The 2,274-nt window shown below is 45.6% G+C and carries 2 protein-coding genes; both read left to right on the forward strand.

Translation table 11 applies throughout. From position 1 onward, the window contains the following. A partial coding sequence (locus A3766_RS24070) for an FHIPEP family type III secretion protein (RefSeq protein ID WP_197479715.1) occupies positions 1-1,007 on the forward strand: 1,007 nt, incomplete at its 5' end. A 77-nt stretch (positions 1,008-1,084) separates the two neighbouring features. Next, positions 1,085-2,274, forward strand: a 1,190-nt coding sequence (flhF, locus tag A3766_RS24075; protein ID WP_068643125.1) for a flagellar biosynthesis protein FlhF, incomplete at its 3' end; no start/stop codon positions are given.

Below are 2,274 nucleotides of genomic sequence, written 5' to 3' on the forward strand. Positions count from 1 at the left end.
TTGGTTATCGCATAATTCCTCTTGTTGATAAAAATCAGGGGGGGGCATTGCTTGGTAGGATAAAAGGGGTGCGTAAAAAGCTGTCGCAAGAGTTAGGTTTCTTAATGCCTTCAGTTCATATTCGCGACAATCTTGACCTTATGCCAAATGTTTACCGAATCACCTTGATGGGCGTAACGATTGCTGAAGCAGAAATTCACCCAGAGAGAGAGCTAGCTATTAACCCGGGTCAGGTCTTTGGGAAAATTGACGGGGTTGAGGGTAGAGACCCTGCTTTTGGGCTTGATGCAATCTGGGTTGAGAGTTCTCAAAAGGATCATGCGCAAACGCTAGGTTATACCGTTGTCGATGCGAGTACTGTGGTGGCGACACACTTGAATCAAGTGCTTCAGAAGCATGCTAGTGAGTTATTGGGGCATGAGGAGGTACAGCAATGGTTGGATCAGTTGGCGAAGGTGTCACCTAAGCTATCAGAAGAGCTGGTTCCAAATACATTAACAGTCAGTCTGTTATTAAAAGTTCTTCAGAGTCTATTGATCGAGGACGTACCTATTAGAGATATGCGTTCGATCGCTGAAGCGCTGGTTAATGTAACTCCAAAGTCAGCTGATTCCACCCTGCTAACAGAAGCATGTCGACAGGGTATGAAAAGATTGATTGTCCAAAATATTTGTGGAAATGATGATGAAATCCCCGTTATTACCTTAGAGCCCGACTTGGAACAGTTATTGCTAAAGTCTGTGCAGCAGTCACAAAAAACTGGCGCGGGTGATGATATGGGAATGATACTTGAGCCCCGAATAGTTGAAACACTTCAGCGATCGCTCGGTGAAGCAGCTCAACGCCAGGAAATGCTCGGAAAGCCTGCAATCCTTTTGGTATCAGGGCCTTTGAGACCAGTGCTTGCTAAGTTTGTAAGGTTTGGGAGTGACCCGATTAATGTCCTTTCTTACCAGGAAGTGCCAAACAATAAACAAATAACAATCGTCGCGAACGTAGGTCAATAAATTGACGTCGTGTCGGTAGAACTCGCTCCAAGGTTCAATTGAAGTGATGAGTAGTAAACATAATCAGGTGATTCCTTATGGAAGTTAGACGCTTTTTTTCAGCGACCATGCAAGAAGTTTTAAAAATGGTTCGAGAAGAACTTGGCCCCGATGCGGTTATCTTATCCAACTCAAAAGTTGACGGTGGTGTCGAAATTGTTGCTGCGCTCGACTATGAGGAAGATGTCTCACCTGAAACCATCGAAAGTCAATTGATAGAGCGTGGCGAGCCTAGCCCTTCCCAACTTGCTCGTATGCATGCAGAAAAACACCTGAAACTGCAAAAAGAGCTAGATAGTGCGCGTAGAAAGATAGAAGAGGTTAAGGCTAAGCGTAAAGAGCGGCCTGATGCTCTTGCGCAAGAGAACGATTCAGAGGCAGTGTCTGAACCAGAGGCAAGCTCTTCGGCAATGGAGCGCAAGGCTGCGTCACATGATGCTAAACAAAATGGTACTCCGTGGGGCGAATTATCGGATATGCGTGCAGAGATATTAGAGATTAAAAAACTAATGTCCGGGCAGGCTTACAAGCAAGTGCAGAATGAAAAAGAACGTGAGCAATCGGCTACGCTCAGCAAAATCGAACGTAAACTCGAATCCCTTTGTATTGCCGGGGATCTTAAAAAACGGCTAATGGCAATGGTTGATTTAGGTATGGACTACAGTCAGGCATGGTCTCGTGTTTCACAGGGTGTTTCAGCTTTAATATCGGCTCCTGAAGATGACCTGATCGAGCAGGGTGGCGTCATTGCATTGGTTGGGCCTACAGGTAGTGGTAAGACCATGACAATAGGTAAAATGGCTGCTCAGTTTGTTATTCGACATGGTGCTGATGATATAGCCTTGGTGACAACTGACAGATACCGCATAGCTGCGCACGAGCAACTAAAGGTGTTTGGCAGAATACTCAATGTGCCTGTCCATGTTGTTGATGAGCGTCATAGTCTGGATACCATACTTGATGGCTTGCGTCACAAAAAACTTGTCTTGGTTGATACTGCTGGCCTAATGCATACCGACGCGTGCTGGTCTGAGCAGCTGCAGGAATTAAAGCTGTCGGGTCATGATATTCAGTCACACCTTGTTGTATCGTCTGTAGGGCAGTATCAGGTGATGTGTTCAAATTACCATCACTACAAAATGGTAGGCTTGTCAGGCGCCATTATTACTAAGGTTGATGAAGCTGTTAGCCTGGGTGAGGTGATGAGCTTTCTTATCGATACGCGTCT

It is taken from the genome of Oleiphilus sp. HI0132, assembly GCF_001635845.1.